Source organism: Pseudomonas sp. NY15354 (assembly GCF_048068075.1).
Taxonomy (GTDB): Bacteria; Pseudomonadota; Gammaproteobacteria; order Pseudomonadales; family Pseudomonadaceae; genus Aquipseudomonas; species Aquipseudomonas guariconensis_C.
Genome location: NZ_JBLUPV010000002.1, coordinates 226648 through 252552, shown reverse-complemented (window position 1 = coordinate 252552; position 25905 = coordinate 226648). Strand labels below are relative to the sequence as shown.

Genomic DNA, 25905 nt, shown 5'->3' with positions numbered 1-25905 from the left:
GGCGGCAACCGAATCCTCTGATCGAGATACAGTTGTGATCGAAAATCTGCGTAACATCGCCATCATCGCCCACGTTGACCATGGTAAAACCACCCTGGTCGACAAACTCCTGCGCCAGTCCGGCACCCTGGAGCGTAACGAGCTCAACGACGAGCGCGTGATGGACTCCAACGACCAGGAAAAAGAGCGCGGCATTACCATCCTGGCGAAAAACACCGCCATCCGTTGGAACGACTACCGCATCAACATCGTCGACACCCCCGGCCACGCCGACTTCGGTGGCGAGGTTGAGCGCGTGATGTCGATGGTCGACTCCGTGCTGCTGCTGGTCGACGCCCAAGACGGCCCGATGCCGCAAACCCGCTTCGTGACCAAGAAGGCTTTCGAAGCCGGTCTGAAGCCGATCGTCGTGATCAACAAGGTCGACCGTCCGGGCGCGCGTCCTGACTGGGTTCTGGACCAGATCTTCGACCTGTTCGACAACCTGGGCGCCACCGACGACCAGCTGGACTTCCAGGTGGTCTACGCCTCGGCCCTGAACGGCATCGCCGGTCTGGACCACACCGACATGGCCGAAGACATGACCCCGCTGTACCAGGCCATCGTCGACCACGTGCCGGCACCGACCGTTGACGTCGACGGCCCGTTCCAGATGCAGATCTCCGCACTGGACTACAACAGCTTCCTGGGTGTTATCGGCGTTGGTCGTATCGCCCGTGGCCGCGTCAAGCCGAACACCCCGGTCGTCGCCATCGACACCGAAGGCAAGAAGCGCAACGGCCGTATCCTCAAGCTGATGGGTCACCACGGCCTGCACCGCGTTGACGTCGAAGAAGCCACCGCTGGCGATATCGTCTGCATCAGTGGCTTCGACGAGCTGTTCATCTCCGACACCCTGTGCGATATGAACAACGTCGAAGCGATGAAGCCGCTGACCGTCGACGAGCCGACCGTTTCGATGACCTTCCAGGTCAACGACTCGCCGTTCTGCGGCAAGGAAGGCAAGTTCGTCACCAGCCGTAACATCAAAGAGCGTCTGGACAAAGAGCTGCTGTACAACGTTGCCCTGCGCGTTGAAGAAGGCGACTCGGCCGACAAGTTCAAGGTTTCCGGTCGTGGTGAGCTGCACCTGTCGGTTCTGATCGAAACCATGCGTCGTGAAGGCTTCGAAATGGCCGTAGGCCGTCCTGAAGTGATCATCCGCGAAGTCAACGGCGTCAAGCAGGAGCCGTTCGAGAACGTCACCATCGACATCCCTGAAGAATCCCAGGGCAAGGTCATGGAAGAGATGGGTCTGCGTAAGGGCGACCTGACCAACATGGCGCCGGATGGTAAGGGCCGTGTGCGTCTGGAGTACAACGTTCCGGCCCGTGGCCTGATCGGTTTCCGTAACCAGTTCCTGACCCTGACCAACGGCGCGGGCATCCTGACCTCGATCTTCGATCGTTACGACACCATGAAGCCAGGCACCATGTCCGGCCGTCTGAACGGTGTTCTGGTTTCGATCGAGACCGGCAAGGCCCTGACCTACTCGCTGGAAACCCTGCAGGCTCGCGGCAAGCTGTTCATCGAGCACGGCCAGGACATCTACAACGGTCAGATCATCGGCCTGAACAGCCGTGACAACGATCTGGGCGTGAACCCGACCAAAGGCAAGAAGCTCGACAACATGCGTGCTTCGGGCAAGGACGAGGTCATCGCTCTGGTTCCGCCGGTTCGCCACACCCTCGAGCAGGCCCTGGAATTCATCCAGGACGACGAGCTGTGCGAAGTGACGCCGAAGTCGATCCGTCTGCGCAAGAAGATCCTCGACGAAGGCGAGCGTACCCGCGCTGCCAAGAAAGCCAAGGCTTGATGCACTAGCCTGAGCTGAACGAAAACGCCCCCGGTCGAAAGGCCGGGGGCGTTTTTGTTTGTGGAGGTGTTTGGTGAGGGGGTGTAGGGGAGGACGGAATTTAACGTAGGTATTTCCGTTCTGCAGCCCGCACGCCTTGTGGCCTTGGGCGGTGGCTTCTAGGTTTGGAGCATGATCCCAAAGGAGCTGTAGGCATGAAGTTTCGCTTAGCGTTGTTGGTCGCACCGAGCTTGGTGGCTTGCACCGATACCAATGTCTCGCAGGACTGCGCATCGGTGCGTCCACAGGAGGTCGTTGGCTGTCATCTACAGAATGTGCGACAGCAACCTTTGGACTACACCCTACAGGTACGTGAGTCCAAGCCGGGCTATGTGTTCCAGCGATATCGAATGACCTCCCAGGACTGGGCGCCCGCACCTGTCGTGGCGCCACGGCAATGGGAGCACGACTTGGAGTTGTACATTCCGGATGGCGCCTTGCCGAACAATGCCTTGTTGGTCGTGAACAACGGCGTGCGGTACGGAGAACCCCAATCGCCGGATTATTCTCCAGAAGCGCTGCGCGATATTGCCCTACAGACGCGCACTGTGGTTGCCATGATCAGCGACGCGCCCAACCAGGAAATCACCTTCAGCGATGTCGAGAAGCCCTTGAGAGAGGACTATGCCGTTGCCCACACCTGGGCGACCTGGCTCAAGGGTGAAGAGGCCGCCCCGCAATTGCCGTTGCATGTGCCCATGGCGGCTGTGGCCAGTCGGGCGATGGATGTGGTCCAGCAGGAGATGGGGATCGAGCGATTCGTCATTTCCGGTGCGTCGAAGCGAGGATGGAGTGCGTGGCTCACGGCGATGGCCGATGATCGCATCATCGCCATCGTGCCGGCGGTGATCGATGTCGCCGACACCTCTGAAATGCTTGTCGGCCTGCGCAAACGCTATGGGGGTAGCTGGCCATTGGCACTTGTGCCGTACCAGGAGGCCGGGGTGTTGCAGCAACTGGGCAGCGCTGGATTCGACAGGCTGATGGCGATGATGGACCCGATGCAGTACCTGGATGAGCCTGGGCAGCGCCTGGCGATACCCAAGTACCTAATATCGGCGAGCGGAGATGACTTCTTCGCCCCGGACCCAGTGACGGACTCTCTGCAGCGTATGCCTGGGCAGGCGAGTGTCCGGGTTCTGCCAAACTCGAACCATGGAGGCGTGCGCGCCCATGTGGTCAGTACCTTGGTTCCGTTGCTAGCGCGTGTACAAAGCGACCAGGTACTGCCGACCGTGAAGATCTCCTCGGCGGGTCAGCGGGGGTGTGTGGAGGTACGCTTATCGGAAATGCCCGTCGCTGTGAAGCTATGGACGGCGGCTAACCAGGATGACCGCGATTTCCGTTACGCCTGTGGTATTCGCTACCAACCGCAAACCTTGCCCGCCAGCCAGGCGTTCTCACTCGACTGGACGCCGCCGCAGACAGGTTGGCAAGCACGGTTCATTGAGGCTGTGTTTGCCGATGGGTTCACGGCAACCAGCCCTGTCAGCGTCATGCCGGAAACCTTTCCCGCAGGCCCGCCCAAGGATCAGGGCGGTGCATGCAAGAGCTTCCCAAGCTAAGCCGCTGCGTTCGTATCAGCGAACTGCAGCCTTTGGCTTGTAGGCGCAATACCCCGGGCGTGGCCCGATCTTCGGGTGGTTACGGCAGGTGTCCGGGCGCTTGTCGTAGATGGTGCACAGCCGGCTCTTGCGATCCAGGTACAGGCAGTCATCATTGCTCATCCGGGTCAGGGTGAAGATCCCCGACTTCTGGTTGAAGCGTTCGATGATGCCGTCCTTTTGCAGGCGCTTGGCGATGTTCTTCGGGGGTTCGTCCTTTTCGAACTCGTCCACCACGCCGATGCGGATCAGGTCCTTGATCTTGACCTCCACCGGCAAGGTGCAGCAGGTCGAGTGACAGCCCCCGCACATGTGGCTGGCATAGCGTTGCCAGGTTTCCAGGCGGTCGACTTCGGCGGCGGCGATCAGGGTCGGTTTCATCGTTATGGGGCGTATCACGGTTTGGGGCGCGCGATAATACCGGAGTTGTTCAATTTGTGAACAACCTTTTGCCGGAATCGCCGAGCGGGCATGAAATCCGCGAACCCTCGCTGACGCTCTGTGTCGAAGCGTCTAGGCTGAACAACCTGTGCTTTCGTCAACTTGCCCGAGGATGCCGCATGTCCCAGGAACCCAAAGCGCGTGATGCAGAGGTGGCTGAGTTTCGCGCCGCTGTACTGGCCAAGCTGACTTACGCTGTCGGCAAGGACCCGGAGCATGCCTTCGATCATGATTGGTTCGAAGCCATTGCCCTGGCTGCCCGCGATCACATGGTCGATCACTGGATGGATCACACACGCCAGGCGTATCGACGCAGCCAGAAACGGGTCTATTACCTCTCGCTGGAATTTCTCATCGGCCGCCTGCTCTATGACAGCCTGAGCAATCTCGGGCTGCTGGACATCGCCCGTGAGGCGCTCGAGGGTTTGGACGTGGACCTTGAGCGCATCCGCCTGCTCGAACCGGATGCCGCACTGGGCAATGGAGGCCTGGGGCGGCTGGCCGCCTGCTTCATGGAGAGCATGTCGACCCTGGGCATTGCCGCCCATGGCTACGGCATCCGCTATGAACACGGCCTGTTCCGCCAGGCCATGGTCGATGGCTGGCAACAGGAGCAGACTGAAAACTGGCTGGACTTCGGCAACCCCTGGGAGTTCGAGCGGGCCGAGGTGATCTACCCGATCAGTTTCGGCGGCAGTGTCGAGACGGTGCAGGACACCCATGGCCAACCGCGCCAAGTCTGGTGGCCAGGCGAGACGGTCCGGGCGGTGGCCTACGACACGCCGGTGGTCGGCTGGCGCGGGGCCAGTGTCAATACGCTGCGGCTGTGGCGTGCCCGGGCGCTGGAAGAGCTGCACCTGGAGCGCTTCAATGCCGGTGACCATTTGGGCGCGGTGGCCGAAGTGGCGCGGGCCGAGAGTATCTCGCGGGTGCTATACCCGGCCGACAGCACCGAGGCGGGCCAGGAACTGCGCTTGCGCCAGGAGTATTTCTTCGTGTCGGCCTCGCTGCAGGACCTGCTGCGCCGCCACCTGAACATGCACGACAACCTGCTCAACCTGCCGGACGCGGCGGCTATCCAGCTCAACGACACCCATCCGTCGATTGCCGTGGCAGAGCTGATGCGCCTGCTGGTGGACCAGCACGAGATCCCCTGGGATACCGCCTGGGAGCTGACCGTCAACACCCTGGCCTACACCAACCACACACTGTTGCCCGAGGCCCTGGAAACCTGGCCGGTGGCGCTGATGGAACGCATGCTGCCGCGGCACATGCAGATCATCTACCTGATCAATGCCTACCACATCGATGCCTTGCGGGCCAAAGGCCTGCATGATTTCGACGTGCTGCGGGCGGTGTCGCTGATCGAGGAGGATAATGGCCGTCGGGTCCGCATGGGCAACTTGGCCTTCCTCGGTTCGCACAGCGTCAACGGCGTATCGGCCCTGCACAGCCGGCTGATGCGCAGCACGGTGTTCGCCGAGCTGCATAAGCTGTATCCGCAGCGGATCAACAACAAGACCAATGGCATCACCTTCCGCCGCTGGCTGTACCAGGCCAACCCGCAGCTCACCGCAATGCTGGTCGAAGCCTTGGGCTCAGAGGTACTGGACGACCCGGAAGGCAGGCTCAAGGCGTTGGTGCCGTTTGCCGAGAAGGCGACGTTCCGCAAGCAGTTCGCCGCCCAGCGCCTGCACAGCAAGCGGGCGCTGGCCAGCATCATCCAGGACCGGGTCGGGGTCACGGTCGATCCGCAGGCGCTGTTCGACGTGCAGGTCAAGCGCATCCATGAGTACAAGCGCCAGTTGCTGAACCTGCTGCACACCGTGGCCCTGTACCAGGCCATGCGTGCCGAGCCAGGCACCGACTGGGTGCCGCGGGTGAAGATCTTCGCGGGCAAGGCCGCGGCCAGCTATCACCAGGCCAAGCTGATCATCAAGCTGGCCAACGACATCGCCCGGGTGGTCAACAACGACCCGACCGTGCGCGGCCTGCTCAAGGTGGTGTTCCTGCCCAACTACAACGTGAGCCTGGCCGAGAGCATCATTCCGGCGGCCGATCTTTCCGAGCAGATTTCCACGGCCGGCTATGAAGCCTCCGGTACCAGCAACATGAAGTTCGCCCTCAACGGCGCGCTGACCATCGGTACCCTCGACGGCGCCAATGTGGAAATGTGCGAGCAGGTGGGTGGCGAGAACATGTTCATCTTCGGCCTGACCGCCCAGCAGGTGGAGGAGCGGCGGCGTTCGGGTGATTTCGGCGCCGGCGCGGCGGTCGCTGCATCCAGCCGACTGGCCGATGTGCTGCAGGCGATCCGCAGCGGGGTGTTCTCGCCGGATGATCCGGCGCGCTACACCGGGCTCGTGGACTCGCTGGTGGCCTATGACCGTTTCCTGGTGTGCGCGGATTTCGATGCGTACTGGGACGCCCAGCGCCGGGTCGAGGCGCTGTGGCATGCGCCGCAGGACTGGTGGCGCATGGCGGTGCTCAACACCGCGCGCATGGGCTGGTTCTCTTCGGACCGGACCATTCGCGAATATGCCAGCGAGATCTGGAAGGCGTTGGACTGAGGTGACGTCATTCGCGGGTGAACCCATTCCCACAGGTTCGCGCAGGCTTGGACGGCTATGCGGCCCCTTGGGGGAGTGGGTTTGCTTGCGAAAAGGCCCCTGACGCCGACCATCGGCCTGGCGAGGGCTGAACTACCCACCTATTGTGCCGTCTGAGAGCCGTGGCGAGTCTCATCACTCGCTAGCCCGTTACTCTCCCTGTAAACTGCGGGGGTTTTTCTCCCCCTTTCCATTTCGGAGCCATACATGTCCCGCGTTACCCTGAGTCGCTATCTGATTGAGCAGACCCGCAGCAACAATACCCCTGCCGATCTGCGCTTCCTGATCGAAGTGGTGGCGCGTGCGTGCAAGGAAATCAGCCACCACGTTTCCAAGGGCGCCCTGGGCGGTGTCCTGGGCAGCATGGGCACCGAAAACGTGCAGGGCGAAGTGCAGAAGAAGCTGGACGTCATCTCCAACGACATCCTGCTCGAAGCCAACGAATGGGGTGGCCACCTGGCCGGCATGGCTTCCGAAGAAATGGACAACGCCTACCAGATCCCGGGCAAATACCCCAAGGGCGCCTACCTGCTGGTCTTCGACCCGCTCGATGGTTCGTCGAACATCGACGTCAACGTTTCGGTCGGCACCATCTTCTCGGTACTGCGTTGCCCTAACGAATACCTGAGCCAGAACGAAACCCTCAACGAAAAAGCCTTCCTGCAGCCAGGCACCCAGCAGGTCGCCGCCGGTTACGCCATCTACGGCCCGCAGACCATGCTGATCCTGACCCTGGGCAATGGCGTCAAGGGCTTCACCCTGGATCGTGAACTGGGCAGCTTCGTCCTGACCCACGAGAACATCCGCGTACCGGAGAGCACCGCCGAGTTCGCCATCAACATGTCCAACCAGCGTCACTGGGAAGCCCCGGTTCAGCGCTACGTGGGCGAGCTGCTGGCTGGTGAGACCGGTCCGCTGAAGAAGAACTACAACATGCGCTGGATCGCCTCGATGGTGGCCGACGTGCACCGCATCCTGACCCGTGGCGGCCTGTTCATGTACCCCCGTGATGCCCGCGAGCCGAGCAAGCCGGGCAAGCTGCGCCTGATGTACGAAGCCAACCCGATGTCGTTCATCATCGAGCAGGCTGGCGGCGCGTCCACCAACGGTTACGATCGTATCCTCGACATCCAGCCAGAGAGCCTGCACCAGCGCGTGTCGGTGATTCTTGGCTCGAAGGAAGAGGTCGAGCGCGTCACCGCCTACCACAAGGAGTAAGTCATGCTCGCACCTTGGCAGCCGTTACTGGAATGGTGGTTCGGATGGGGCAGCAGCCCCCAGGCCGTGGCTGACGAGAAGAGCTCGCTGTGGTTCGGCAAGCACCATGACGACGAAGCCCGTGAGTACTTCGGCGAACTGGTCGAGCATGCCCTGGCCGGTGGTCTGGACGAGTGGCAGCAGAGCCCCCAGGGCTGGTTGGGGCTGCTCCTGCTGCTCGATCAGTTGCCGCGCATGATCCACCGTGACACGCCGCGCGCCTTCGATGGCGACCGTCGTGCCCAGGTGGTCGCCATGCAGGGCCTGCAGAAGGGCTGGGACTACCAGCTGCTGCCGATCCAACGCGTGTTCGTGCTGCTGGTGCTGGAGCACGCCGAGGTGCTGGACTGGCAAAACCTGTGTGTCGAGCGCTACCAGATGCTGCTCGACGAGCAGCCCGAGGCCAATGCCCGGTTGTTCGAGGGTTTCCTCGACTACGCCGAGCAGCACCAGCGGGTAATCGCCCGCTTCGGTCGCTTCCCGCACCGCAATCTGGTGCTGGGACGGCCGAGCACCAGCGAAGAAATGGACTTTCTGCTGGAGTCGGGCTCGCGCTTCTGAGCGTTTGAATCGATCGCGGGGCAGTATCGCTCCCACGCCTGACGTGGGGGTGAACTGCCCCGCAATCGTTTCCGGGCTGTGATCAGCGTCGCACGCTGCGCACCAGCCGACCAATGGCGTAGGGTGAAAACCAGGGGAGCAGGGAACCGAGGCGGCTTTTTGTCTTCTAAGCTGTCTGCAGGCCACCATGCCTGTGCCTTCATCTCCAGGAGTGTCCCTTCATGTCGTTGCGTTCCCTCGCCCTGTTGTCCTTGTGCGTCGTCCTGACCGCTTGCAGCAAGATCAACCAGGAAAACTATTCCAAGCTCAAGACGGGCATGAGCAAGGCTGAGGTGGAGCAACTGCTCGGCACGCCGGCCGAGTGTTCGGGGGCGCTGGGCATGAGCAGCTGCACCTGGGGGGATGAAAAGAGCTTCATCAGCGTGCAGTACGCGGCCGACAAAGTCCTTATCTATTCCGGGCAGGGTCTCAAATGAAGCGTTTGCACTTGCTGCTGGCGCTCTGCGCGGCGATCGTTCTGGGCGGCTGCGCCACCTCCGCGACCGACCCGCTGGTGCCCAAGACTGCCGGTAACCTCGACCTCAAGCGCTATGAAGGCAAATGGTACGAGTTGGCACGCTTGCCGATGACATTCCAGCGTGACTGCGCCCAGTCCGAGGCGCACTACAACCTGCGGCCCGATGGCACGATGGGTGTACTCAACCGCTGCCGGATGTTCGATGGCGAGTGGCTGCGCGCCGAAGGTTCTGCCTGGCCGCAAGAGCCGGGGCACAACGACCGGCTGTGGGTGGAATTCAACAACTGGTTCACGAACCTGGTGCCGGGCGTGGCCAAGGGCGAGTACTGGGTGCTGTATGTGGATGAGCGCTACCGCACGGCGATCGTCGGCAGCCCGGACCGCAAATACCTGTGGCTGCTTTCGCGGACGCAGACCCTGCCGGCGGTGGAGCGCGAGAGCCTGCTGGCCAAGGCGCGCCAGCAAGGCTATGACACTACCCGCCTGATCTGGCGTGCATCGGACAAGCAGATTGTCGCTTCGCACTGATCATAGAGATTGGGGCGCTTAGCGCCTCTTTCGCGACACATGGATTGTCTTTGAACGCTTGCGGCGAACCTTGTGGGAGATTCTATGGTGCCGGACAAGCTCGAATCGTCTTCGGTTGGTATTCCTTGACACTTTTCAGCCGTGCAAATACCAGCCCAGGCTTCGTCGGCTTCCACCGGAATTGCACTACTCTCAAGGCTTGCGCAATCCCTGTGGGAGCGGGTTTACCCGCGAAGCAGGCAACGCGGTGGATGGCACGGGCTTGGCCCGTGTTCGCGGGTAAACCTGCTCCTACAAGCTGCCAGCGTAAGCCTGCAGATCGAGACAAGGCAGTTGCTTCCACATCTATGGCGCCAAGCCCAAGGGCTGTGCTGTCTCTGAGGAGCGGCCTTGCGTTGTGAAAGGGCTGCGCAGCAGCCCCATACGGCTAGTCGAGCAACTGACGCAGTACCTCGACGAACGCCTGGGCGCTCTCGGCTTCCTGTTCATGTCGCCCCTGGCGCACCACCCACTGCCCATTGACCATCACATCGCGCACCTGGCGATCGCCCCCGGCGAACAGCCAGCGGTTGAGGATGGCATCGCCGCTGGCCGTGGCGAGGTAAGGGTCCTGTCCATCCAGCACCAGCCAATCGGCGCGCTTGCCGACAGCCAGCTCGCCGACCGCCTGGCCCATCGCCTGGGCGCCACCGACCAGTGCCGCGTCGTACAAGGTGCGACCGACCATCGGCTGGTCGCCGCGATACAGCCGGTTGCGTCGCTGGTCGCGCAGGCGCTGGCCATATTCCAGCCAGCGCAGCTCTTCCACCACGCTGAGCGAAACATGGCTGTCCGAGCCGATGCCCATGCGCCCGCCCTGGGCCATGAAGTCCACGGCCGGGAAGATACCGTCGCCCAAGTTGGCCTCGGTGGTCAGGCACAGGCCGGCCACGGCGCGGCTGCGAGCCATGGCGCTGACTTCGTCGGCCTCGGCGTGGGTGGCATGGACCAGGCACCAACGTGCGTCGACGTCGACGTTTTCATAGAGCCATTGCAGGGGGCGGCGACCACTCCAGGCCAGGCAGTCGTCGACTTCCTTCTGCTGCTCGGCGATGTGGATGTGCACCGGGCACGCCTGATCGCCAGCGGCCAGCACTTCGGCGATCTGCCCCGGGGTGACCGCGCGCAGGGAGTGGAAACACAGGCCCAGGCGCTGGGCCGGTTGTGCCGCCAGGTGCGGTGCGAGGCGCTCCTGCAGGCGCAGATACTGGTCGCTGGAGTTGATGAAGCGACGCTGACCCTCGCTCGGTGCCTGGCCGCCGAAGCCCGCGTGGCTGTAGAGCACAGGCAGCAGGGTCAGGCCGATGCCGGTGTCGGCGGCGGCGGCGCTGATGCGCAGCGACAGCTCGGCCGGGTCGGCATAGGCCTGGCCGTTGTGGTCGTGATGAACGTAGTGGAACTCGGCCACCGAGGTGTAGCCGGCCTTGAGCATTTCGATGTACAGCTGGCGGGCGATGACCTGCACTTGCTCGGGGGTGATGCGACCAACCAGGCGATACATCAGGTCACGCCAGGTCCAGAAACTGTCGTTGGGGTTGCCGGCCACTTCCGCCAAGCCCGCCATCGCGCGTTGGAAGGCGTGGGAGTGCAGGTTGGGCATGCCCGGCAGCAGCGGCCCGCCCAGGCGTTCGGCGCCTTCTGCCGAGGCATCCGCCTCGACATGGGTCAGGCGGCCATCCTCGGCAACTTCCAGGCGGACATTGCTGGCCCAGCCAGTGGGCAGCAGGGCGCGTTCGGCGAAAAAGGCAGGCATCGGGTGAAATCCTGTTATTGTTTAACTTGTATATACATATACAGGCGTTTGCCTGCCGGGTAAACTGCGGCAAGCTACCGCTCAATCAATTGCACAAGGATTCAACGCCGTGCCGACACCTCCTGTCTCCGCGCTGGTTGCCCAGATGGGCGAAGGGCCGGCGCCGCTCTACGCCCGGGTCAAGCAGATGATCGTCCAGCAGATCGAAAACGGCAGCTGGCCGCCGCATCACCGGGTGCCGTCCGAGAGCGAACTGGTCAGCGAGCTGGGCTTCAGCCGCATGACCATCAACCGCGCCCTGCGCGAGCTCACCGCCGAAGGGCTGCTGGTGCGCATGCAGGGCGTGGGCACGTTCGTCGCCGAGCCCAAGAGCCGTTCGGCACTGTTCGAGGTCAACAACATTGCCGACGAAATCGCCGGCCGTGGCCACCAGCATAGCTGCCAGGTGATCCGCCTCACTGAAGAGACCGCCGGTTCCGAGCGCGCCTTGGCCCTGGATATGCGTGAGGGCCAGCGGGTGTTCCATTCGCTGATCGTGCATTACGAGAACGGCGTGCCGGTGCAGATCGAGGATCGCTACGTCAACGCCCAGATCGCCCCGGACTACCTCAAGCAGGACTTCACCCAGCAGACGCCCTATGCCTACCTCTCGCAGGTCGCGCCACTGACCGAGGGCGAGCACGTGGTCGAGGCGATCCTCGCCGAGCCCGAGGAATGCCGCCTGCTACAGATCGAGCAGGGCGAGCCTTGCTTGCTGATTCGCCGCCGCACCTGGTCCGGTCGCCAGCCGGTGACCGCGGCGCGGCTGATCCACCCCGGTTCCCGTCATCGCCTCGAAGGACGATTCAGTAAATGACCCAATTGCAGTTGCTGCGCGCCAAAGACTACCCGCGCATGCCTTGGAAGAACGGTGGCGGTTTCACCGAAGAGATCACCCGCGACGCAGGCGAAGGCCTGGATGGCTTCGGCTGGCGCTTGTCGATCGCCGACATCGAGGAGTCCGGCGGGTTCTCCACCTTTGCCGGCTACCAGCGGATCATCAGCGTGCTGCAGGGCGATGGCATGCGCCTGCTGGTCGATGGCCAGGCCAGCCGGCCGTTGCTGCCATTCGACGCCTTTGCCTTCAGTGGCGAAAGCCAGGTCAGTTGCAAGCTGCTCGGTGGTGCGATCCGCGACTTCAACCTGATCTACGCGCCGCAACGTTACCGGGCGCGGTTGCAGTGGTTCGACGGCACCAGCCAGATATTCAGCTCAGCCTCGACAGTATTGCTGTTCGCTGCCAGTGGGCATGTGGACGTGTCGGTATCGGGACAGTCCAAGCAGCAGCTCGGTTTGTATGACTGCCTGCAATTGGAAGGCAACGACGGGTTGCTGGGGCTGGATGTACAAGGGCGGTTCTGCCTGATCGAATTGATGCCGCGCTAAACGGGCATCGTGAAAAAGGGGCTGCTGTGCAGCCCGATCGCGGCACTAGGCCGCTCCTACAGGTTGATCGCAAATCCCTGTAGAAGCGGCCTAGTGCCGCGATCGGGTCGCGCAGCGGCCCTTTTGTCTTTCTGGCTTCCCGAGGAACGGAATGAAATATTTGGTTGTCCGTGCTTGTACATACAAGTAAAGATGTGTTTGTATATTCACATCGACACACCGCCGTCGACCTGACCGCAGAGGACATTCCCGTGACTGACAACAACAAATACCGTGACGTAGAAATCCGCGCCCCGCGTGGCAACAAGCTGACCGCCAAGAGCTGGCTGACCGAAGCGCCGCTGCGCATGCTGATGAACAACCTCGATCCTCAGGTCGCCGAGAACCCGAAGGAGCTGGTGGTCTACGGTGGCATCGGTCGCGCCGCGCGTAACTGGGAGTGCTACGACAAGATCGTCGAGACCCTGACCCGCCTGGAAGACGACGAGACCCTGCTGGTCCAGTCCGGTAAGCCGGTCGGTGTCTTCAAGACCCATTCCAATGCCCCGCGCGTACTGATCGCCAACTCCAACCTGGTGCCGCACTGGGCCAACTGGGAACACTTCAACGAACTGGACGCCAAAGGCCTGGCCATGTACGGCCAGATGACCGCTGGCAGCTGGATCTACATCGGCAGCCAAGGCATCGTCCAGGGCACCTACGAAACCTTCGTCGAGGCAGGTCGCCAGCACTACAACGGCAACCTGACCGGCAAGTGGGTCCTGACCGCTGGTCTGGGCGGCATGGGCGGCGCCCAGCCACTGGCCGCGACCCTGGCCGGCGCCTGCTCGCTGAACATCGAATGCCAGCAGAGCCGCATCGACTTCCGTCTGCAGACCCGCTACGTGGACGAGCAGGCCAAGGACCTGGACGACGCCCTGGCGCGCATCGCCAAGTACACCGCCGAAGGCAAGGCCATCTCCATCGCCCTGCACGGCAACGCCGCTGAAATCCTGCCAGAGCTGGTCAAGCGTGGCGTGCGCCCGGACATGGTCACCGACCAGACCAGCGCCCACGATCCGCTCAACGGCTACCTGCCAGCCGGCTGGACCTGGGAAGAGTACCGCGACCGCGCCCAGACCGACGCCGCCGCTGTGGTCAAGGCCGCCAAGCAGTCCATGGCCGTCCACGTACAAGCCATGCTGGACTTCCAGAAGATGGGCGTGCCGACCTTCGACTATGGCAACAACATCCGCCAGATGGCCAAGGAAGAAGGCGTGGCCAATGCCTTCGACTTCCCAGGCTTCGTACCGGCCTACATCCGTCCGCTGTTCTGCCGCGGTGTCGGTCCGTTCCGCTGGGCTGCGCTGTCCGGTGATGCCGAGGACATCTACAAGACCGACGCCAAGGTCAAGGAACTGATCCCGGACGACGCCCACCTGCACCGCTGGCTGGACATGGCCCGCGAGCGCATCAGCTTCCAGGGTCTGCCGGCACGTATCTGCTGGGTTGGCCTGGGCCTGCGCGCCAAGCTGGGCCTGGCGTTCAACGAAATGGTCCGCAGCGGCGAGCTGTCGGCGCCGATCGTCATCGGTCGCGACCACCTGGACTCCGGCTCGGTCTCCAGCCCGAACCGCGAAACCGAAGCCATGCGTGACGGCTCCGACGCTGTCTCCGACTGGCCGCTGCTCAACGCACTGCTCAACACCGCAGGCGGTGCTACCTGGGTTTCGCTGCACCACGGTGGTGGCGTGGGCATGGGCTTCTCCCAGCACTCGGGCATGGTCATCGTCTGCGACGGTACCGACGAAGCAGCCGCGCGTATCGCTCGCGTGCTGACCAACGACCCAGGGACTGGCGTCATGCGTCACGCCGATGCCGGCTACCAGATCGCCATCGACTGCGCCAAGGAGCAGGGCCTGGACCTGCCGATGATCACGGGCTGATCGACGTTCCTTTGGTAATTGCCGAACAACGTTGATACTGAACAACAAGAAGGGGCCTGCGGGCCCCATGCGAATTGGAGTAGCGAAGTGACCGAACTGACTCTCAAGCCCGGCACCCTGACCCTGGCCCAACTACGTGCCATCCATGCAGCGCCCGTGCGCCTGCAACTGGATGCCAGCGCCGACCAGGCCATCGACGCCAGCGTTGCCTGCGTCGAGCAGATCATTGCCGAAGACCGCACCGCCTACGGCATCAACACCGGTTTCGGCCTGCTGGCTTCGACCCGTATCGCCAGCCATGACCTGGAAAACCTGCAGCGCTCCCTGGTGCTGTCCCACGCCGCCGGCATCGGCGCGCCGCTGGACGACGACCTGGTGCGTCTGATCATGGTCCTGAAGATCAACAGCCTCAGCCGTGGTTTCTCCGGCATCCGCCGCAAGGTCATCAACGCGCTGATCGCCCTGGTCAACGCCGAAGTCTATCCACACATCCCGCTCAAGGGCTCGGTCGGCGCCTCCGGCGACCTGGCACCGCTGGCGCACATGTCGCTGGTACTGCTGGGCGAAGGCAAGGCCCGTTACAAAGGCCAATGGCTGCCTGCCACCGAGGCCCTGGCGGTCGCCGGCCTGGAGCCGCTGACCCTGGCTGCGAAAGAAGGCCTGGCCTTGCTCAACGGCACCCAGGCGTCCACCGCCTATGCCCTGCGCGGCCTGTTCCACGCCGAAGACCTGTACGCCGCGGCCATCGCCTGTGGCGGCCTGACCGTCGAAGCGGCCCTGGGCTCGCGTTCGCCGTTCGATGCACGCATCCACGAAGTCCGTGGCCAGCGCGGCCAGATCGACACCGCAGCCTGCTTCCGTGACTTGCTGGGCGATTCCAGCGAAGTGTCCCGCTCCCACGAAAACTGCGGCAAGGTCCAGGATCCGTACTCCCTGCGTTGCCAGCCGCAAGTCATGGGCGCCTGCCTGACCCAGCTGCGCCAAGCCGCTGAAGTCCTGGCGATCGAGTCCAACGCTGTGTCGGACAACCCGCTGGTCTTCGCCGCCCAAGGCGACGTCATCTCCGGCGGTAACTTCCACGCCGAACCTGTGGCCATGGCTGCCGACAACATTGCCCTGGCCATCGCCGAGATCGGCTCGCTGAGCGAGCGCCGCATCTCGCTGATGATGGACAAGCACATGTCCCAACTGCCTCCATTCCTGGTGGAAAACGGCGGCGTCAACTCCGGCTTCATGATCGCTCAGGTCACTGCCGCCGCCCTGGCCAGTGAGAACAAGGCCTTGTCGCACCCGCACAGCGTCGACAGCCTGCCGACCTCCGCCAACCAGGAAGACCACGTTTCCATGGCACCGGCCGCCGGCAAGCGCCTGTGGGAAATGGCCGAAAACACCCGTGGCGTTCTCGCCATCGAGTGGCTGGGCGCCTGCCAGGGCCTGGACCTGCGCGAAGGCCTGAAGACCTCCGCCAAACTGGAGCAGGCCCGTCAGGCCCTGCGCCGCGAAGTCCCGCACTACGACCGTGACCGCTTCTTCGCACCCGATATCGAAGCGGCCGCCGAGCTGCTGGCCAAAGGTTGCCTGACCGGCCTGCTGCCAGCTGGCGTACTGCCGAGCCTGTAAAACCATTGGGGCCGCTTTGCGGCCCATCGCAGGCTTCTCCGGCTCCCACAAGGCGCTGGCGAAGCCGGCGATGGGAGGCAAAGCGGCCCTTTAGCAGTTACGGCCAGAACAATAATAAGGGTACGAAATGCAAGAAGGTCTCAAGCGCGGGCTGTCGGCCCGGCACATTCGTTTCATGGCGCTCGGTTCCGCGATCGGTACCGGGCTGTTCTACGGCTCGGCCTCGGCCATCCAGATGGCCGGCCCGGCAGTATTGCTGGCCTACCTGATCGGTGGTGCGGCGGTCTTCATGGTCATGCGCGCCCTCGGCGAGATGGCCGTGCACAATCCGGTGGCCGGCTCCTTCGGGCACTATGCCAGTGCCTACCTCGGCCCCATGGCGGGCTTCATCCTCGGCTGGACCTACGCCTTCGAGATGGTCATCGTCGCCATCGCCGATGTCACCGCGTTCGGGATCTACATGGGCTTCTGGTTCCCGGAAGTGGCTCGGTGGATCTGGGTGCTGGGCATCGTCTTCATCATCGGCGGCCTGAACCTGTGCAACGTCAAGGTCTTCGGTGAGATGGAGTTCTGGCTGTCGCTGCTCAAGGTCGGCGCCATCGTGGCGATGATCCTGGCAGGCTTCGGCATCATGATTTTCGGCATGGGCCAGGCCACCCCGGGCGCCACTGTCGGTGTGAGCAATCTGTTCAGCCATGGCGGCTTCATGCCCAACGGCATCAGCGGCTTGATCGCCTGCTTCGCGGTCGTGATGTTCGCCTTCGGCGGTATCGAGATCATCGGCGTCACCGCCGGTGAAGCGAAAGACCCTCAACGCGTCATCCCCAAAGCGATCAACGCGGTGCCGCTGCGTATCCTGCTGTTCTACGTGCTGACCCTGTTCGTCCTGATGAGCCTGTACCCGTGGCCGCAGATCGGCAGCCAAGGCAGCCCGTTCGTGCAGATCTTCAGCAACCTGGGCATTGGCTCGGCGGCTGCGGTACTGAACATCGTGGTGATTTCGGCGGCTGTCTCGGCCATCAACAGCGACATCTTCGGTGCTGGCCGCATGATGTACGGCCTGGCCCAGCAAGGCCATGCGCCTCGCAGCTTCGGCAAGCTGTCCAAGCACGGCGTGCCATGGATGACCGTGCTGGTGATGGGCGCTGCACTGCTGATCGGTGTGGTGCTGAACTACGTGATCCCCGAGAACGTGTTCCTGCTGATCGCCTCGATCGCTACCTTCGCCACTGTGTGGGTATGGCTGATGATCCTGATGAGCCAGGTGGCCATGCGCCGCAGCATGACCCGCGAGCAGATCGCCGCGTTGAAATTCCCGGTACCGTTCTGGCCTTACGGGCCGGCAATGGCCATTGCCTTCATGTTGTTCATCTTTGGTGTGCTCGGCTACTTCCCGGACACTCAGGCCGCGTTGATCGTCGGCGTGATCTGGGTGGTGTTCCTGGTGGCCTCCTACCTGCTGTGGTGCAAGCCGCGGACAGGGCAGGGCCAACCGGTCCGCGAGCCGGCCGAGCTGCACCGCTAGTCACGGAGAACGCTTATGAGAACCCTCTGGCAGCACTGCCATGTGGCGACCATGGCCCAGGGCCTGTACTCGATCATCGAGGACGCCGCGATCGTCACCAACGCCGGGTTGATCGAATGGATCGGCCCGCGTGGCGAGATGCCCGCGGTCAATGCCGAGCGCACGGTGGACCTGGGCGGCGCCTGGGTCACCCCTGGCCTGATCGACTGCCATACCCACGCGGTGTTCGGCGGCAATCGTAGCGGTGAGTTCGAGCAGCGCCTGCAGGGCGTCAGCTATGCCGAGATCGCCGCCAACGGCGGCGGTATCGCCAGCACTGTGCGGGCGACCCGCGCGGCCAGCGAAGACGAACTGCTGGCCAGTGCCCGCCAGCGGGTCAAGGCGTTGATGCGCGATGGCGTGACCACCCTGGAGATCAAGTCCGGCTACGGCCTGGACCTGGCCAACGAGCGCAAGATGCTCAAGGTCGCCCGGCGCCTGGGCGAGGAGCTGCCACTGACCGTGCGCAGTACGTGCCTTGCCGCCCACGCCTTGCCGCCGGAATACGCCGGCAGGGCGGATGACTACATCGCGCACATCTGTGACGACATGCTCCCGGCCTTGGCCGAGGAGGGCCTGGTGGACGCCGTGGATGCCTTCTGCGAACACCTGGCATTCTCGCCGGCCCAGGTCGAGAAGGTCTTCATCAAGGCACGCGAGCTGGGACTGCCGGTCAAGCTGCATGCCGAGCAGTTGTCGTCCTTGCACGGCTCGAGCCTGGCGGCGCGCTACCAGGCGCTGTCGGCCGACCACCTGGAGTTCATGACCGAGGAAGATGCCATCGCCATGGCCGAGGCCGGCACCGTCGCCGTGCTGCTGCCGGGCGCGTTCTACTTCCTGCGTGAAACCCAGTTGCCGCCGATGGATGCCCTGCGTCGTCATGGCGTGAAGATCGCCCTGGCCAGCGACCTCAACCCAGGCACCTCGCCAGGGCTGTCGCTGCGCCTGATGCTGAACATGGGCTGCACGTGCTTCCGCATGACGCCTGAAGAAGCCCTGGCGGGCGTGACCGTGCATGCGGCCACGGCCCTGGGCCTGGGCGAGAGCCACGGTTCGCTGGAGGTGGGCAAGGTCGCGGACTTCATTGCCTGGCAGATCGAGCGTCCGGCGGATCTGAGCTACTGGCTCGGCGGCGACCTGCCCAAGCGCGTGGTGCGCCTGGGCCATGAGATATCCAACTGAGCGAGGGCACATGGACAAGGTATTGAGTTTTCACCAAGGCCAACTGCCGCTGTTGATCAGCATGCCCCATGCCGGCCTGGGCCTGACCGACGCCGTGCGTGATGGCCTGGTCGAACAGGCGCGCAGCCTGCCGGACACCGACTGGCACATCCCACGCCTGTACGATTTCGCACGGGAGCTGGGAGCCAGCGTGGTGGCGGCGCAGTATTCGCGGTTCGTCATCGACCTGAATCGTCCGGATGACGACAAGCCGCTGTACGCCGGCGCCACCACTGGCCTGTACCCGGCGACGCTGTTCGAGGGCGAGCCGTTGTTCAAGGCAGGCCAAGAACCCTCGGCCGACGAGCGCAAGGGCTATCTGGAGCAGATCTGGCGGCCGTACCACGACAGGATTCGTCATGAGCTCGCGCGTCTGCGTGAGATTCACGGCTATGCCCTGTTGTGGGACGCCCACTCGATCCGCTCGGTCATCCCGCACCTGTTCGAGGGCAAGCTGCCAGACTTCAACCTCGGCACCTTCAATGGCGCCAGCTGCGACCCGGTCCTGGCCGAGCGCTTGAAAGGTGTCTGCGCCCAGGCCCAAGGCTACACCTCGGTGCTCAACGGACGTTTCAAGGGCGGGCACATCACCCGTCACTATGGCGACCCGGCGAATCACATCCACGCGGTGCAGCTGGAGTTGGCGCAGAGCACCTACATGGAAGAGGTCGAGCCGTTCGAGTACCGCGAAGACCTGGCGCAGCCCACCCAGGTGGTGCTCAAGCAATTGCTCGAGACTGTCCTGGCTTGGGGCAAGGAACGCTACGGGCGTTGATACTTGGGCTGCCTTGCAGCCCTTTCGCGGCACAAGGCCGCTCCTACAGGGGATCGCGAGGTTCTTGTAGGAGCGGCCTTGTGCCGCGAAAGGGCCGCAAAGCGGCCCCAGTATCCTGATCGACATCCACCTGTTTCACCGCGACACATGCTCAAAGCGCAATTCAGGTTTATGATGCCAGGCGGCAGATTAAATCCTCACACGGAGTGCGCAATGCAGACCCTGTACCCGCAGATCAAACCCTACGCCCGGCACGATCTGGCCGTGGAAGCACCGCATGTGCTGTATGTAGACGAAAGCGGATCGCCAGAAGGTCTGCCGGTGGTGTTCATCCACGGTGGCCCGGGCGCGGGCTGCGATGCCCAGAGCCGTTGCTACTTCGACCCCACCCTGTACCGCATCATCACCTTCGACCAGCGCGGCTGTGGCCGTTCGACCCCGCATGCGAGCCTGGAGAACAACACCACCTGGCATCTGGTCGAGGACCTGGAGCGCATCCGTGAGCACCTGGGCATCGACAAGTGGGTGCTGTTCGGTGGCTCCTGGGGCTCCACCCTGGCGCTGGCCTACGCCCAGACCCACCCCGAGCGTGTCCATGGTCTGATCCTGCGCGGCATCTTCCTGTGCCGCCCGCAGGAGATCCAGTGGTTCTACCAGGAAGGCGCCAGCCGCCTGTTCCCCGATTACTGGCAGGACTACATCGCGCCGATCCCGCCCGAAGAGCGGGGCGACCTGGTCAAGGCCTTCCACAAGCGCCTGACCGGCAACGACCAGATTGCCCAGATGCACGCCGCCAAAGCCTGGTCGACCTGGGAAGGCCGCACCGCGACCCTGCGCCCCAACCCCCTGGTGGTCGATCGCTTCTCCGAGCCGCAGCGCGCGCTGTCCATCGCACGCATCGAATGCCACTACTTCATGAATAACGCGTTCCTGGAGCCGGACCAGTTGATCCGTGACCTGCCGAAGATCGCCCACCTCCCGGCGGTGATCGTGCATGGCCGTTACGACGTGATCTGCCCGCTGGAAAACGCCTGGGCGCTGCACCAGGCCTGGCCCAACAGCGAACTGAAGGTGATCCGCGACGCAGGCCACGCCGCCTCCGAACCGGGGATCACCGATGCCCTGGTGCGCGCCGCCGACCAGATGGCCCGGCGTCTGCTCGACCTGCCCCTGGAAGAAGCATGAAAGGGCTGTTGCAGCGCGTGCGTGGCGCGCGCGTCGAGGTAGAAGGCGAGATCGTCGGCTCGATCGACCGGGGCCTGCTGGTGCTGGTGGCCGTCGAGCCGGGAGATACCCGCGAACATGCCGACAAGCTCCTGCATAAATTGCTCAATTACCGGGTATTCAGCGACCCCCAGGGCAAGATGAACCTGTCGCTCAAGGACATCGGCGGCGGCCTGCTGCTGGTGTCCCAGTTCACGCTGGCCGCCGACACGCGCAACGGCATGCGTCCGAGCTTCTCCACCGCCGCACCGCCAGCACTCGGTGCCGAGATATTCGACTATCTTCTTGAGCAGGCCCGCGCTGCCCATGGCGATGTCGCCAGCGGCCGTTTCGGGGCGGACATGCAGGTGCATCTGGTCAATGATGGCCCCGTAACATTTATGTTACAAATATGAGGTTAAAAAACCCCTTGTTTGAAGGAAAACAAGTGGGTTTGGACGATAAATAGTTGTTTCAGCCTGATGCGTTGTAACGCGCCCTGCTGGATAATCGCGCGCTGCGTGAGCCTACGTTCGTAGGCTCGTTTCACTCTGACTCGAGCACTGTCTGGAACCGTTTGGGGAATCATTACGCCCTTACGGGGTCCGAACAGTGCTCGCCAACCCGGCATTGGTCGCTGGCCGTTGGTTTCATGATCTGTTTTCGGCGAGGGTTGCTCGTGATTGTTAGTCCCTGTATTGCACAAAGAATCCCCGGAAATCGGCTTCGCAAGGCCCTGGCGGCAGGCGTCGCGCTGGTTGGCCTGATGAGCGCTGGCCAGCTTTGGGCATTCAATCTTGACGATGTTGCAGCCAAGGCAAAGGATCTCGCCGGTCAGAAGTACGAAGCACCGAAGAGCAACCTGCCAGCGGTCTTCCGTGACATGAAGTTCGGGGACTACCAGAAGATCCGCTTCCTCCAGGACAAGGCTGAGTGGGCCAAGGACAAGACGCCGTTCAAGCTGTCCTTCTATCATCAGGGCATGCACTTCGACACCCCGGTGAAGATCAATCAGGTCACCGCCACCAAGGTCGAGGAAATCAAGTACGACCCGAGCCGCTTCGAGTTCGGTGACGTCCCCCACGACCCCAAGACCGTCGAAAACCTCGGCTATGCCGGTTTCCGCGTGCTTTACCCCATCAACAAGGCCGACAAGCAGGACGAGATCATGACCCTGCTTGGCGCGAGCTATTTCCGCGTTGTCGGCAAGGGCCACGTGTACGGCCTGTCGGCCCGTGGCCTGGCCATCGACACCGCACTGCCGTCGGGCGAGGAATTCCCGCGTTTCACCGAGTTCTGGGTCGAAAAGCCAAAGCCGACCGACAAGCACCTGGTGATCTACGCCCTGCTGGATTCGCCACGCTCCACCGGCGCCTACAAGCTGACCCTGCGTCCGGGCAGCGATACCCTGCTGGACGTCAAGTCCAAGGTCTTCCTGCGTGACCATGTCAGCCGCCTGGGCGTTGCCCCGCTGACCAGCATGTTCCTGTTCGGTGCCAACCAGCCATCCAAGGTCCTCAACTACCGCCCAGCCCTGCATGACTCCGAAGGTCTGTCGATCCACGCGGGCAACGGCGAATGGCTGTGGCGCCCGCTGAACAACCCCAAGCACCTGGCCGTGAGCAGCTTCAGCGTGGAGAACCCACGTGGTTTCGGCCTGCTGCAGCGCCAGCGTGAGTTCAGCGTTTACGAAGACCTCGATGACAACTACCAGAAGCGTCCAAGCGCCTGGGTAGAACCGCGTGGCGACTGGGGCAAGGGCACCGTCGACCTGGTCGAGATCCCGACCGCCGACGAGACCAACGACAACATCGTCGCCTTCTGGAGCCCGGAGAAGCTGCCTGAACCAGGCAAGCCGATGGACTTCGAGTACCGCCTGCGCTGGACCATCAACGAGTCCCAACTGCACTCGCCTGAGCTGGGCTGGGTCAAGAAGACCATGCGCTCCACTGGCGATGTGAAGCAGTCCAACCTGATCCGCGAAGCCGATGGGAGCGTGGCGTTCCTGGTCGACTTCGAAGGCCCGGCCCTGGCTGCCCTGCCGGAAGACACCGCCCTGCGCAGCCAGGTCAGCGTTGGCGACAACGCCGAGGTGGTCGAGAACAACCTGCGCTATAACCCTGAAACCAAGGGCTGGCGCCTGACCCTGCGACTGAAGGTCAAGGATCCGAGCAAGTCCACCGAGATGCGCGCCGCACTGGTGCGTGACGTTCCGGTGGAACCGGCCAAACCGGCCAAGGAAGGCAAGCAGGACAAGGCCGCAGCCAAGCACGCCAAGGCCGAGAAAGCCGCCAAGGCTGAACAACCTGCCGCCGATGCGGCACCCACCAACGGGGCACCGGCCACCACCGAAAAAGTGATGACCGAGACCTGGAGCTATCAGTTGCCTGCCGATGAGTAACTCAAGCGCACGGCCAGAATCGCTTGGCGAGTACCTGGCCCACCTCCCACTGAGCGATGAGCAGCGCGCGGAACTCGCCAGCTGCCAGTCGTTCAGCGAGCTGCACCAACGCCTGGCGGCCCAACCGGCCGCCAACTCCGCCGAGGCCGTGCAGGCCTCGGTTGGCCCGCGCCTGACCGTGGGCAGCGCCGCCGAGCTCGAAGACGCCGAAATGCTCGGCGTCGACGGCAGCGGTCGGCTGTGCCTGAAGATCGCGCCGCCGATCAAGCGCACCCGTGTGATCCCCGAGCCATGGCGTACCAACATCCTGGTGCGCATGTGGCGTCGGCTCACCGGGCGCACCAATGCCCCGCAACCGCCCAAGCGCGAGCTGCCACCGGCTCGCTGGCGCCGGGTCGGCTCCTTGCGCCGCTATATTCTCCTGGCCTTGATGATCGGGCAGACCCTCGTGGCCGGCTGGTACATGAAGGGCATCCTGCCGTACCAGGGCTGGTCGTTCGTCTCGCTCGACGAAATCATGGCCCAGTCGTTCTGGGAGTCGGTCGTTCAGGTCTGGCCGTATGCCCTGCAGACGACCATCCTCATTCTCTTCGGCATCCTGTTCTGCTGGGTGTCGGCGGGCTTCTGGACCGCGCTGATGGGCTTCCTCGAGCTGCTCACCGGCCGTGACAAGTACCGTATCTCCGGCAGCAGCGCCGGCAACGAGCCGATCGCGCCCCAGGCGCGCACCGCGCTGGTCATGCCGATCTGCAACGAGGACGTGCCACGGGTTTTCGCTGGCCTGCGCGCCACCTTCGAGTCGGTGGCCGCCACCGGTGACCTGGATCGCTTCGATTTCTTCGTGCTCAGCGACACCAACGACACCGATATCGCTGTGGCCGAACAACAGGCCTGGTTGGATGTATGCCGCGAGGCCAAAGGCTTTGGCCATATCTTCTATCGCCGCCGCCGTCGCCGCGTGAAGCGCAAGAGCGGCAACCTGGACGACTTCTGCCGTCGCTGGGGTGGCGAGTACAAGTACATGGTCGTGCTCGACGCCGACAGCGTCATGAGCGGCGAATGCCTGACCAGCCTGGTGCGCCTGATGGAGGCCAACCCGGACGCCGGCATCATCCAGACCGCGCCGAAAGCGTCGGGCATGGACACCCTCTACGCCCGCCTGCAGCAGTTCGCCACCCGCGTCTATGGCCCGCTGTTCACCGCCGGCCTGCACTTCTGGCAGCTGGGTGAGTCGCACTACTGGGGGCACAACGCGATCATCCGCATGAAGCCCTTCATCGAGCATTGCGCCCTGGCGCCATTGCCGGGCAAGGGTGCGTTCGCCGGTGCGATCCTCTCCCACGACTTCGTCGAAGCCGCGCTGATGCGCCGTGCCGGCTGGGGTGTGTGGATCGCCTATGACCTGCCGGGCAGCTACGAAGAACTGCCGCCGAACCTGCTCGATGAGCTCAAGCGGGACCGTCGCTGGTGCCACGGCAACCTCATGAACTTCCGCCTGTTCCTGGTCAAGGGTATGCACCCGGTGCACCGCGCGGTGTTCCTGACCGGCGTCATGTCGTACCTGTCGGCGCCGCTGTGGTTCTTCTTCCTGGTGCTCTCGACCGCGTTGCTGGCGACCAACACGCTGATGGAGCCGCAGTACTTCATCGAGCCGTTCCAGCTCTACCCGCTGTGGCCACAATGGCATCCGGAGAAGGCCATCGCGCTGTTCTCCACCACCGTCGTGCTGTTGTTCCTGCCCAAGCTGCTCAGCGTCATCCTGATCTGGGCCAAGGGCGCCACCGCGTTCGGTGGTCGCATCAAGGTCACCTTGTCGATGCTGATCGAGATGCTGTTCTCCATGCTGCTGGCGCCGGTGCGAATGATCTTCCACACCCGCTTCGTCCTGGCCGCGTTTCTCGGCTGGGCGGCGACCTGGAACTCGCCGCAGCGTGACGACGACTCCACGCCGTGGAGCGAGGCCGTTCGCCGCCATGGCCCGCAGACCTTGCTGGGCATTGCCTGGGCGGCCCTGGTGGCTTGGCTGAATCCAAGCTTCCTGTGGTGGCTGGCGCCGATCGTGGGATCGCTCGTGCTGTCGATCCCGGTGTCGGTGATTTCCAGCCGTACGCGCCTGGGCCTGGCGGCCAAGGACGAGAAGCTGTTCCTCATCCCTGAGGAATACGCGACCCCGCAGGAGCTGCTGGCGACCGACCAGTACACCCACGAGAACCGCTGGCATGCCCTGCACGACGGCTTCGTCCGTGCGGTGGTCGACCCACGGCAGAACGCCCTGGCCTGTGCCATGGCCACTGCTCGCCATGGTCAGGCCGCGCCGATCGAGGCACTGCGCGTCGAGCGTGTGGCCAAGGCCCTGGAAGTCGGGCCTAAGGGCCTGGACGGCAACACCCGCCTGGCACTGCTGAGCGACCCGGTGGCGCTGTCGCGCCTGCACGAGCAGGTGTGGGCATCGAACAACGAGGCCTGGATCGGGGTATGGCGCAGCTCCATCACCAACGATCCGCACTCGCCGTTGCTGCCGCTGCATCCGGACAACCAGGCCCAGCCCTCGCTCGTTGGCGCCTGATT

At 63.5% G+C, this 25905-nt stretch carries 20 protein-coding genes; 18 read left to right on the top strand and 2 right to left on the bottom strand.

Annotation, left to right across the window (positions count from 1 at the left end; all coding sequences use genetic code 11):
* The first annotated feature begins 34 nt into the window (after nucleotides 1-34).
* Nucleotides 35-1855 (top strand): translational GTPase TypA, encoded by a 1821-nt coding sequence (gene typA, locus ACNFCH_RS03045; RefSeq protein WP_070090609.1) that lies wholly within the window; start codon nucleotides 35-37, stop codon nucleotides 1853-1855.
* Between the two features lie 194 nt (nucleotides 1856-2049).
* Complete coding sequence (locus ACNFCH_RS03040; RefSeq protein ID WP_416742207.1) at nucleotides 2050-3459, top strand: PhoPQ-activated protein PqaA family protein; 1410 nt, start codon at nucleotides 2050-2052, stop codon at nucleotides 3457-3459.
* A 15-nt stretch (nucleotides 3460-3474) separates the two neighbouring features.
* Here the strand turns inward: ACNFCH_RS03040 and ACNFCH_RS03035 are convergent, their stop codons facing one another.
* The gene (locus ACNFCH_RS03035) at nucleotides 3475-3879 is read right to left on the bottom strand and encodes a YkgJ family cysteine cluster protein (protein ID WP_337156811.1); all 405 of its coding nucleotides are present in this window, start codon (nucleotides 3877-3879) and stop codon (nucleotides 3475-3477) included.
* A 179-nt stretch (nucleotides 3880-4058) separates the two neighbouring features.
* Between ACNFCH_RS03035 and ACNFCH_RS03030 the strand changes: the two genes are divergently transcribed.
* From ACNFCH_RS03030 to ACNFCH_RS03010, 5 genes are all read left to right on the top strand, one after another.
* A complete protein-coding gene (locus ACNFCH_RS03030; RefSeq protein WP_416742206.1) occupies nucleotides 4059-6509 on the top strand; it encodes a glycogen/starch/alpha-glucan phosphorylase in 2451 nt (816 codons plus the stop codon).
* 246 nt (nucleotides 6510-6755) lie between these two features.
* Complete coding sequence (locus tag ACNFCH_RS03025) at nucleotides 6756-7766, top strand: class 1 fructose-bisphosphatase (protein WP_051099541.1); 1011 nt, start codon at nucleotides 6756-6758, stop codon at nucleotides 7764-7766.
* Nucleotides 7767-7769: 3 nt separating this feature from the next.
* A complete protein-coding gene (locus tag ACNFCH_RS03020; protein WP_416742205.1) occupies nucleotides 7770-8366 on the top strand; it encodes a DUF924 family protein in 597 nt (198 codons plus the stop codon).
* A gap of 221 nt (nucleotides 8367-8587) precedes the next feature.
* The gene (gene bamE / locus ACNFCH_RS03015; protein ID WP_043212571.1) at nucleotides 8588-8842 is read left to right on the top strand and encodes an outer membrane protein assembly factor BamE domain-containing protein; all 255 of its coding nucleotides are present in this window, start codon (nucleotides 8588-8590) and stop codon (nucleotides 8840-8842) included.
* Nucleotides 8839-9411, top strand: a complete 573-nt coding sequence (locus tag ACNFCH_RS03010; protein ID WP_196162464.1) for a lipocalin family protein — start codon at nucleotides 8839-8841, stop codon at nucleotides 9409-9411. The genes bamE and ACNFCH_RS03010 overlap by 4 nt, the downstream gene beginning before the upstream one ends.
* Nucleotides 9412-9838: 427 nt before the next feature.
* Here the strand turns inward: ACNFCH_RS03010 and ACNFCH_RS03005 are convergent, their stop codons facing one another.
* The gene (locus ACNFCH_RS03005; protein ID WP_337156809.1) at nucleotides 9839-11203 is read right to left on the bottom strand and encodes a formimidoylglutamate deiminase; all 1365 of its coding nucleotides are present in this window, start codon (nucleotides 11201-11203) and stop codon (nucleotides 9839-9841) included.
* Between the two features lie 145 nt (nucleotides 11204-11348).
* Between ACNFCH_RS03005 and hutC the strand changes: the two genes are divergently transcribed.
* From hutC to mdoH, 11 genes are all read left to right on the top strand, one after another.
* Nucleotides 11349-12059 carry a histidine utilization repressor gene (gene hutC, locus ACNFCH_RS03000; protein WP_170831704.1) on the top strand — a complete coding sequence of 237 codons (711 nt, stop codon included), beginning with the start codon at nucleotides 11349-11351 and terminating at the stop codon, nucleotides 12057-12059.
* Nucleotides 12056-12628 (top strand): HutD family protein, encoded by a 573-nt coding sequence (locus tag ACNFCH_RS02995; RefSeq protein ID WP_337156808.1) that lies wholly within the window; start codon nucleotides 12056-12058, stop codon nucleotides 12626-12628. The genes hutC and ACNFCH_RS02995 overlap by 4 nt, the downstream gene beginning before the upstream one ends.
* Nucleotides 12629-12879: 251 nt before the next feature.
* Entirely contained in the window at nucleotides 12880-14553 is a 1674-nt protein-coding gene (gene hutU, locus ACNFCH_RS02990) for a urocanate hydratase (protein ID WP_337156807.1), read from the top strand.
* 87 nt (nucleotides 14554-14640) lie between these two features.
* On the top strand, nucleotides 14641-16173 hold the full coding sequence (gene hutH, locus ACNFCH_RS02985) for a histidine ammonia-lyase (RefSeq protein ID WP_196162467.1): 1533 nt from the start codon (nucleotides 14641-14643) through the stop codon (nucleotides 16171-16173).
* Nucleotides 16174-16300: 127 nt separating this feature from the next.
* Nucleotides 16301-17698 (top strand): amino acid permease, encoded by a 1398-nt coding sequence (locus ACNFCH_RS02980; protein WP_337156805.1) that lies wholly within the window; start codon nucleotides 16301-16303, stop codon nucleotides 17696-17698.
* A gap of 15 nt (nucleotides 17699-17713) precedes the next feature.
* Entirely contained in the window at nucleotides 17714-18919 is a 1206-nt protein-coding gene (gene hutI, locus ACNFCH_RS02975) for an imidazolonepropionase (protein ID WP_337156804.1), read from the top strand.
* A 10-nt stretch (nucleotides 18920-18929) separates the two neighbouring features.
* Nucleotides 18930-19733 (top strand): N-formylglutamate deformylase, encoded by an 804-nt coding sequence (hutG, locus tag ACNFCH_RS02970; protein WP_337156803.1) that lies wholly within the window; start codon nucleotides 18930-18932, stop codon nucleotides 19731-19733.
* Nucleotides 19734-19946: 213 nt separating this feature from the next.
* On the top strand, nucleotides 19947-20918 hold the full coding sequence (pip, locus tag ACNFCH_RS02965) for a prolyl aminopeptidase (protein ID WP_070571063.1): 972 nt from the start codon (nucleotides 19947-19949) through the stop codon (nucleotides 20916-20918).
* On the top strand, nucleotides 20915-21352 hold the full coding sequence (gene dtd / locus ACNFCH_RS02960; protein ID WP_337156802.1) for a D-aminoacyl-tRNA deacylase: 438 nt from the start codon (nucleotides 20915-20917) through the stop codon (nucleotides 21350-21352). Before pip ends, dtd begins: the two co-directional genes overlap by 4 nt.
* 263 nt (nucleotides 21353-21615) lie before the next feature.
* Nucleotides 21616-23337 carry a glucan biosynthesis protein G gene (locus ACNFCH_RS02955; protein ID WP_337156801.1) on the top strand — a complete coding sequence of 574 codons (1722 nt, stop codon included), beginning with the start codon at nucleotides 21616-21618 and terminating at the stop codon, nucleotides 23335-23337.
* Nucleotides 23330-25903: a glucans biosynthesis glucosyltransferase MdoH gene (gene mdoH / locus ACNFCH_RS02950; protein ID WP_196162473.1), complete on the top strand. Its 2574-nt coding sequence runs from the start codon at nucleotides 23330-23332 to the stop codon at nucleotides 25901-25903. Before ACNFCH_RS02955 ends, mdoH begins: the two co-directional genes overlap by 8 nt.
* Nucleotides 25904-25905 lie beyond the last annotated feature (2 nt).

Coding starts and splice junctions, on each gene's coding strand:
- ACNFCH_RS03040 (WP_416742207.1), top strand. CDS start 2,050: ATGAAGTTTCGCTTAGCGTTGTTGGTCGCACCGAGCTTGGTGGCTTGC.
- ACNFCH_RS03035 (WP_337156811.1), bottom strand. CDS start 3,879: ATGAAACCGACCCTGATCGCCGCCGCCGAAGTCGACCGCCTGGAAACC.
- ACNFCH_RS03030 (WP_416742206.1), top strand. CDS start 4,059: ATGTCCCAGGAACCCAAAGCGCGTGATGCAGAGGTGGCTGAGTTTCGC.
- ACNFCH_RS03025 (WP_051099541.1), top strand. CDS start 6,756: ATGTCCCGCGTTACCCTGAGTCGCTATCTGATTGAGCAGACCCGCAGC.
- ACNFCH_RS03020 (WP_416742205.1), top strand. CDS start 7,770: ATGCTCGCACCTTGGCAGCCGTTACTGGAATGGTGGTTCGGATGGGGC.
- bamE (WP_043212571.1), top strand. CDS start 8,588: ATGTCGTTGCGTTCCCTCGCCCTGTTGTCCTTGTGCGTCGTCCTGACC.
- ACNFCH_RS03010 (WP_196162464.1), top strand. CDS start 8,839: ATGAAGCGTTTGCACTTGCTGCTGGCGCTCTGCGCGGCGATCGTTCTG.
- ACNFCH_RS03005 (WP_337156809.1), bottom strand. CDS start 11,203: ATGCCTGCCTTTTTCGCCGAACGCGCCCTGCTGCCCACTGGCTGGGCC.
- hutC (WP_170831704.1), top strand. CDS start 11,349: ATGGGCGAAGGGCCGGCGCCGCTCTACGCCCGGGTCAAGCAGATGATC.
- ACNFCH_RS02995 (WP_337156808.1), top strand. CDS start 12,056: ATGACCCAATTGCAGTTGCTGCGCGCCAAAGACTACCCGCGCATGCCT.
- ACNFCH_RS02980 (WP_337156805.1), top strand. CDS start 16,301: ATGCAAGAAGGTCTCAAGCGCGGGCTGTCGGCCCGGCACATTCGTTTC.
- hutI (WP_337156804.1), top strand. CDS start 17,714: ATGAGAACCCTCTGGCAGCACTGCCATGTGGCGACCATGGCCCAGGGC.
- hutG (WP_337156803.1), top strand. CDS start 18,930: ATGGACAAGGTATTGAGTTTTCACCAAGGCCAACTGCCGCTGTTGATC.
- pip (WP_070571063.1), top strand. CDS start 19,947: ATGCAGACCCTGTACCCGCAGATCAAACCCTACGCCCGGCACGATCTG.
- dtd (WP_337156802.1), top strand. CDS start 20,915: ATGAAAGGGCTGTTGCAGCGCGTGCGTGGCGCGCGCGTCGAGGTAGAA.
- mdoH (WP_196162473.1), top strand. CDS start 23,330: ATGAGTAACTCAAGCGCACGGCCAGAATCGCTTGGCGAGTACCTGGCC.